This window comes from Micromonospora sp. NPDC023737 (assembly GCF_040639715.1).
Taxonomy (GTDB): Bacteria; Actinomycetota; Actinomycetes; order Mycobacteriales; family Micromonosporaceae; genus Micromonospora.
The window spans coordinates 91,509-98,513 of record NZ_JBFAAL010000005.1 but is presented as its reverse complement, the minus strand read 5'-3'; the positions used below and the strand labels follow the sequence as shown (position 1 = coordinate 98,513).

Below are 7,005 nucleotides of genomic sequence, written 5' to 3'. Positions count from 1 at the left end.
TCTAACCCCTCTGCCCCCCACAACGGTTTTTGTTGGTCGCGGGGGCGCCCCCCCCCCCGCCCCCCCGCCCCCCCCCCCCCCCCCCGGGGGCCCCCCCCCCCCCCCCGACACCGTGGCGGTCGATCAGCTGCCGAAGAAGACCTCGGCCTCGGCGTACCGTTCCAGCGGCACGGTCTTCAGCTCGCGGGTCGCCTCGGCCAGCGGCACCCGGACGATGTCCGTGCTCTGCATCGCGACCATCTTGCCCCAGTCGCCCTCGTGCGCGGCGTCGATCGCCTGAAGGCCGAGGCGGGTGGCGAGGACCCGGTCGAACGCGGTCGGGGTGCCGCCCCGCTGGATGTGGCCCAGCACGACCGTGCGGGCCTCCTTGCCGGTCTTCGCCTCCAGCTGCTCGGCGAGCCACTGGCCGATGCCACCGAGGCGGACGTGGCCGAACGCGTCGAGCTCCTGGTTCTGCAGGACCATCTGGCCCTCCAGCGGCTGGGCGCCCTCGGCGACCACCACGATCGGGGCGTACTGGTGCTGGAAGCGCTTCTCGACGTAGCCCGCGACCTGCTCCACGTCGAAGTTGCGCTCCGGCAGGAGGATCACGTTCGCGCCGCCGGCGAGGCCCGCGTGCAGGGCGATCCAGCCGGCGTGGCGGCCCATGACCTCGACGACGAGGGTGCGGTGGTGGCTCTCGGCGGTGGTGTGCAGCCGGTCGATCGCCTCCATGGCGATGTTGACGGCGGTGTCGAAGCCGAAGGTGTAGTCGGTGGCGCCGAGGTCGTTGTCGATGGTCTTCGGTACGCCGATGACGTGCACGCCCAGCTCGTAGAGCTTGGTGGCGACCCCGAGGGTGTCCTCGCCGCCGATCGCGATCAGGGCGTCCACACCCTGCTCGGCGAGGTTGTCCTTGATCCGCTCGACGCCGTTCTCAATCTTGAACGGGTTGGTCCGGGACGAGCCGAGAATCGTGCCGCCGCGCGGCAGGATGCCGCGGACCTCCGCGATGCCGAGCGGCTTGGACAGACCCTCCAGCGGGCCCTTCCAACCGTCCTGGAAGCCCACGAACTCGTGACCGTACGTGGCCACGCCCTTGCGGACCACCGCGCGGATGACCGCGTTCAGACCAGGGCAGTCGCCACCGCCGGTGAGCACGCCGATACGCATGATCTGCTCATCCTCCTGGAGCATCAGGTGCAGCCCCGGTAAGCCCCAGGTCAGGTGTCGGATCAGACATCGGCGCCATTGCCGGCCCGGGGCGGGCCGTCACTGCGCACTGTAGTCCGCCCGCCCCGGCGGCGACAGCGCGCCCCGCGTGGTCCGCCCGGGAACGGGTGTTCGTGCCGGACCTCCCGGTTTCCACCTCGCCCACCGGCCGTCGTCGCGGCACGGTCACCCCGCTCGGGCAACAGGGTTCGTCACCGTCGGTGGCGAGGCACGCTCAGCCGGCGGTCATCGCTCGCCAGCGGGCCAGGTTGTGCCGCGCGTCGACCAGCGCGTCGTGCCGGGCCGCCTCGGCCTGCGGCAGTGGTGGGCGACCCCGGTCGTCCCAGAGCTGCCGCAGCTCCTTGGTGAACCGCGGGATCTCCCGGGGCAGCGCCGGCATCGCGCCCCACAACTGCGCCAGCACCACGTGGTCGTACGCGGCGTACCAGGCCCACAGCTCGATCTGTTCGCTGGGGCGACCCCGGATCGGCTCGACCAGGAAGTCGTACAGCTCGTCGCGGATGCGCTCCCGCGAGCGCCAGGCACGGTCGGCCGGCGAGGGCAGCCTGTCCAGCACGTTGCGGCGGACCCACGGAATCGCCCGGGAGTCGTCGAACTCGGTGGAGACGGCGTAGAACTCGCGGCCGTACTCGTCGACGACGCCGATCGAGACGAGGTCGACGACCTGACCGTCCTCGATGAACTCGCAGTCGTAGAAGTAGCGGTAGACCATCACCGCCATCCTCGCCCACCGCCGGTTCGCGGCGTCGCCCGGGGCCCCCCGCCCGGGGTACCGCCCCGTCGCCGGCCTCGGGCGCAAGCCCCCTCGCCACGGCCGGTCGCGACCGGGATCGTCCCGAATCCCGCGCGACCGGCCGCGGCCGGGATGCCCCTTCCCAGGCCCCGCCAGGCGCATCCGCCACCCCACCCTGCCGGTTGCCGCAGCTCGGGACTGTCACGGAAGTGATTTGAGGGGTGTACAGCAAGCGACACGACCGTCATGATCTGATGTGTACCGCTTACCGGCGCCGAACCGGTGTCAATTCACCTGCCGTACAGGCCCGTCAGGTTCACCGGTGTGCGAGTTGTGGTCCTTGACCGGGGAGGGGTTGGGCCGTGGAGGGGGTTCGCCTTCCGGAGCCGGGTGACGCGCTCACGGGCGTCGAAATGTTCGCCGGGCTCGAGCCGGAGGTACGGCAGCGGGTCATCGCCGCCGCCGTGCCGCGCACGTACCGCAAGGGCCAACTGCTCTTCGTCGAGAACGATCCGGGCGAATCACTCATCGTGCTGCGCCGCGGCGCGGTCGCCGTCTTCCGCACCGCTCCGACCGGTGAACGCGCCGTGCTGTCGGTCATCCGCCCACCGGACGTGCTGGGCGAGGTCTCCCTCTTGGACGCCTCCACCCGTTCCGCCTCCGCCGAGGCGATAGAGGACTGCACCGCCCTCGCGCTCTCCCGGGGCGCCTTCATGGAGCTGGTGCACTCCAACCCGCGCATCCTCGACGCGGTGATGCGCTCGCTCGGCGGGCTGATCCGCCGTCTCACCGAGCAGAACGCCGACCACGTCTTCCTCGACCTGCCCGGCCGGGTGGCCAAGACCCTGGTCCGGCTGGCCGGCGAGAGCCAGGCTCCGATGATCACCATCGAGCTCAACCAGAGCCAGCTGGCAGAGATGGCCGGTGGTTCCCGGCAGAGCGTCAACCAGGCGATCGGCTCGTTCGCCAACCGGGGCTGGCTGCGTACCGAGGGGCGCCGGATCGTGGTGACCGACGTGGCGGCGCTGCGCCGGCGCGCCGGCATGAACGACCGCTGACACCGGCCCGGTAGCGCTCCCAGCGCCCCGGGCAGCCCGGCATCGTCCCCATCGGACCGTCCGTCTCGCCCGATCCGGACGGCGCCGTCGACAGCAACGGGTGGGGCCGGCGAGCATCCGCCCGCCGGCCCCACCCTCGGCTACTCAGTTGCCGGTGTCGTCGGCCGGCGGGGCACCGGGCCCCGGGCCGATCTTCGTGGGATCGGTCGGCTTGGGCGACGTGGGCGTGGTCGTCGTCTCTCCCGACCCGCTCGCCTGCCCCTCGGGCTCTTCCACCATGCCCTGCTCCTCCAGCTCGGCGAGAATGACCGCGTCGACGTCGATGATGTCCCCCGCAGCCCACTGCCTGCCGGCCGGATCGGTCCACGGGGCGGACAATCGCACCTGCACGGCACTCTCCTGACGTGAAACTTCTTGGTACGGAAGACTAGCCCCGACCGATCGGTCGGAGGGCCCGCCCGCACGTCGGGTACCCGACTGGGTCGAAGCGCCGCGATACTGGGCTCTCTCGCGTACGGAGCTGGACATCGACCTGAAGTGTGGACACTGCGCGCGAACGGCTGGACCGGACGACCGCTTCTGCGGCGGGTGCGGCCAGCCGCTCACCGTGAGCTGCGCGCAGTGCGGGCACGCCAACAGCACCGAGGTCAACTTCTGCACCAGCTGCGGGCACCCGCTGCGCGACCACGTCGTGACCGCCCAGGAGGACCGGCGACAGGTCAGCGTCCTGTTCGTGGACATCGTGGACTTCACCGCGTACGCCGAACGGGCCGACCCGGAGCAGGCCCGCGGCCTGCAGCAGACGTACTTCGCCACGGTGCGGCGGATCGTGCACCAGTACGGCGGAGTGGTCGAGAAGTACATCGGCGACGCCGTCATGGCGCTGTTCGGCGCGCCGGTGGCCACCGACAACGACGCGCTGCGGTGCGTACGCGCCGGCCTGGAGCTGCAACGCAACCTGGCCCGCCAGCCCACCGGTCCACAACCGGCTCTCGGCTTCCGGGTCGGCATCGCCACCGGCGAGGCACTGGTCGACCTGTCCGCAACCCGGGACGGCGGTCAGGCGTTCGTCACCGGCGACGTCGTCAACACGGCGTCCCGGCTGCAGTCACTGGCCCCGTCCGGTGGCGTCGTGGTCGACGAGGCCACCTGGTCGGCCACGCGTCACGAGCTCGAGTACGCCGACCAGCCGCCGGTCACCCTGCGCGGCCGCTCGGCGGTGAGCCGCATCTGGCTGGCCGTCCGGGCCAGGCCGCACCGCGACCCGCACACCGCCGAGCTGACGCCCATGGTGGACCGGGAGCACGAACGCGGCCTGCTGGTCAACGCGCTGCACCGGATGGTGAATGAGCGGACGTCCCAACTGGTGACGGTCTTCGGTCCCGCCGGGGTGGGCAAGAGCCGGCTGCTGCGCGAACTCGCCCGGCACGCCGGCAGCCTGCCGGGGCCGCCGATCACCTGGCTCGTCGGGCAGTGTCCACCGTTCGGCGAGAACGTCACGTGGGCGGCGCTCACCGACATCGTGAAGAGCTGGGTGGGGATGCCGGGGGCCGACGACCCGGTCGCGCTGCGCGACCGGCTGCGGGCCCGGCTGGGTCAGCTCGCCGACCCGCACGCCGTACGGCTGGCCGAGGCGCTCGGCCCTCTGCTCGGTCTGCCGGGGGAACGGCTCACCCTCGTCGAGACCGAGGCGGCGTGGCGGCGGTTCCTGCTCGCGCTGGCCGCCGCCGGGCCGACCGTGCTGGTCTTCGAGGACATGCACTGGGCGGACCAGACACTGCTCGCGTTCGTCGAGCAGTTGGGCGCGACGGCCCGCGGCGTGCCGATGCTGGTGGTCGCGACCGCCCGGCCGGAGCTGCGGGAGCGGCAGCCGGCGTGGACCGGCACGATCAGCGGCGCCATGTCCATCTCGGTGCCTCCGATGCACGACTCCGACATCGACACCCTCTACTCGCTGCTGCTCGGGAAGGCGACGCTGCCGGCGACGCAGCGCACTCCCCTGATCGAGTTCGCCGACGGCAATCCGCTCTACGCGCAGGAGTACGCCCGGATGCTGCTCGACGGCGGCCTCCTCGACGGGGTCGGATCGGTCGGACCGGTCGGCGGTGCGGAGATGCCCCGGACGGTGCAGGCGGTCATCGCCAACCGGCTCGACCTGCTGGACCCGGCCGACCGGGCGGTCCTGCAGGCCGCGGCGGTCGTCGGCGTGCAGTTCTGGGCCGCGCCGGTGGCCACCGCCCTCGGCCGGCCGGTGGCATGGGTGGAGCGCGCGCTGGACCGGCTGCAACGCCGCGACCTGGTGTACGAGCAGCCCAGCTCCACGATGCCGGGTCATCCGGAGTACCGGTTCCGGCACGTCCTGGTGCGGGACGTCTGCTACCAGCGGCTGCCGCGGGCCGAGCGGGTGCTGCGGCACCACCACACCGCCGACTGGTTGGAGCAGCTCGCCGACAGCCGGCAGCACGACCTGGCCGAGGTGCTGGCCAACCACCGCTGGGCGGCGCACGAGATAGCCCGCACGGTCGGCGTGGACACCGCCCCGTACGCCCTGCCGGCGCGCGGCGCCCTGCACCGGGCGGCCCGACGGGCGTACGAGCTGCACGCGCTGGACACCGCAGCCACGCTGGTCGGGCGGGCGCTCGCGCTGGATCTCCCGCCGGACCCGGCGCTGGAGCTGTTCGACGCCGAGCTGGCGTTCTACCGCGACGGTGACGCGTTCCTCGTGGCCGGCGGCACGGACACGCTGGCCCGGCTCGCCGAACGGCTCACCGAGAGCAGCGACCGGACGGGCGCCGCACGGGCCTGGACGCTGCTGGCCACCGCCGCCTGGAGTCGGGCCGACCGTCCGGCCACCCTGCGCTTCCTGGACCGGGCGATCGGCCTCTACGCCGAACTGCCGGACAGCCAGGAGAAGGCGGGCGCCCTGCTGGAGCTCGCCCGGGTGCACATGCTCAACGCGGAGACCGAGCCGGCGTGCGCGGCGGCCCGGTCCGCGGCCGCCCTCGCCGAGCGGCTGCAGCTGCGGGAGGCGCAGGCCAACGCCCGGATCACCCTCGCGGTCGCGCGCTACATAACCGGGTCGGGCGACGCGTACGCGGAGCTGGCCGAGGTGACCGAGGAGTGCCGGGTGGAGCGGCTGGCCAGCCGCCGCCGGGCGGTGCAGAACCTGGCCTGGGCGTTGCAGGAGGAGGGGGACCTGGCCGGGTCGGCCCGGCTGGTGGACGAGCAGCGGACGCTGGACCTCGGCGGTGAGCACAGCATCGCCACCAGCTTCGAGGATCAGTGGGCCCGGGCGTACTACGCGGGCGAGTGGACGTCGGCGCTGGCCATGGCGGCGGAGTCGACGCGCCGCCCGACGGCGGAGTGGGACCTGCACATCGTGGCGGTGTCGGGGTGGATGCGCGGGCTGCGCGCCGCGCGGCCGGGCCGGGACACCGAGCCGGCCGGCGACGGCGCGGACCTGGTCGAGCAGGCGGTGGTCGCGGCCCGCCGCAGCGGCTTCCACCGGGTGTTGCGCTCGACGCTGGGACATGCCGCGCTCTGCCGCGCGGTGGAGGGCCGCCGGGACGAGGCGATGGCGCTGCTCACCGAGTTGGACGAGGACTGGCGGCGGACGCAGATGATCCCGTTCGCCGAGTGGGTGCCGGCGGTCGGGCACGTCGCCGGGGTGCTCGGCTCCGACGCGGCCCGGCTGGTGCGGGACCTGCTGGCTCGGGCGCCCCGGATGACCCCGTGGGCTCGGGCGGCCGGCCAGGTGGCCGACGCCGTGCTGGCGGGGTGCGCCGGCGACGCCCGTACCGCCGCCGAGTTGATGCGGGACGCGGCGGCGAGCTACGCCCGGATGAGCGATGTGACCGACGAGATCATCACGACGGCGCTGTCGGTCGGTCCGCTGTCGACGATCGACCCGGCCGGCGCGGCCACGGCCCGGGCCCGCCTGCACGAGTTCGCGGTACGCCACGACGCCGTCGGGCTGCTCCGGTTGGCGGACGCCGGGTGAGT

General features: G+C 73.1%; 5 protein-coding genes. 2 read left to right on the top strand and 3 right to left on the bottom strand.

Going from position 1 to position 7,005, the window contains the following annotated elements; genetic code table 11:
* Positions 1 to 123: 123 nt before the first annotated feature.
* Together AB0F98_RS13745 and AB0F98_RS13740 are read right to left on the bottom strand one after the other, a co-directional pair.
* A complete protein-coding gene (locus AB0F98_RS13745) occupies positions 124 to 1,152 on the bottom strand; it encodes a 6-phosphofructokinase (protein ID WP_076468299.1) in 1,029 nt (342 codons plus the stop codon).
* 274 nt (positions 1,153 to 1,426) lie between these two features.
* Positions 1,427 to 1,924 (bottom strand): polyadenylate-specific 3'-exoribonuclease AS, encoded by a 498-nt coding sequence (locus tag AB0F98_RS13740; RefSeq protein ID WP_357734700.1) that lies wholly within the window; start codon positions 1,922 to 1,924, stop codon positions 1,427 to 1,429.
* Between the two features lie 434 nt (positions 1,925 to 2,358).
* On the opposite strand from AB0F98_RS13740, the gene AB0F98_RS13735 reads away from it, so the two are divergent.
* Complete coding sequence (locus AB0F98_RS13735) at positions 2,359 to 3,003, top strand: Crp/Fnr family transcriptional regulator (protein ID WP_355147751.1); 645 nt, start codon at positions 2,359 to 2,361, stop codon at positions 3,001 to 3,003.
* Between the two features lie 144 nt (positions 3,004 to 3,147).
* Here the strand turns inward: AB0F98_RS13735 and AB0F98_RS13730 are convergent, their stop codons facing one another.
* Complete coding sequence (locus AB0F98_RS13730) at positions 3,148 to 3,393, bottom strand: hypothetical protein (protein ID WP_355147651.1); 246 nt, start codon at positions 3,391 to 3,393, stop codon at positions 3,148 to 3,150.
* A 130-nt stretch (positions 3,394 to 3,523) separates the two neighbouring features.
* On the opposite strand from AB0F98_RS13730, the gene AB0F98_RS13725 reads away from it, so the two are divergent.
* Positions 3,524 to 7,003 carry an adenylate/guanylate cyclase domain-containing protein gene (locus AB0F98_RS13725; protein ID WP_357734695.1) on the top strand — a complete coding sequence of 1,160 codons (3,480 nt, stop codon included), beginning with the start codon at positions 3,524 to 3,526 and terminating at the stop codon, positions 7,001 to 7,003.
* Positions 7,004 to 7,005 lie beyond the last annotated feature (2 nt).